General features: G+C 53.0%; 1 pseudogene. It reads left to right on the top strand.

What is annotated here, in order from left to right:
- Positions 1-232 (top strand): annotated as a pseudogene (locus HBA93_RS23875) (efflux transporter periplasmic adaptor subunit); the annotation flags it as partial.

Genomic DNA, 232 nt, shown 5'->3' with positions numbered 1-232 from the left:
AATATGATGTTGCAATAGCCAGCCGCCAGCAGGCACAGGCTGAGGTTGCTGTCGCAAAAGCCAATCTTGATGATGCCGAGCTGGATCTCAGCTACGCTTCCGTACGTTCTCCTATTGACGGCCGTATCGGTGCTGCGCTTGTAACGGAAGGTGCTTTCGTTCGTCAGGAAGATGGTACCCAGATGGCGATTATTCGCGATCTCAGCTCCGTTTATGTGGATTTCACAGCGCC

Source organism: Ochrobactrum sp. SFR4 (assembly GCF_019730395.1).
In the GTDB taxonomy this organism is placed as follows: Bacteria; Pseudomonadota; Alphaproteobacteria; order Rhizobiales; family Rhizobiaceae; genus Pseudochrobactrum.
Note: the sequence above shows the minus strand (reverse complement) of the source record. Positions and strands in the feature narration are given on the sequence as shown.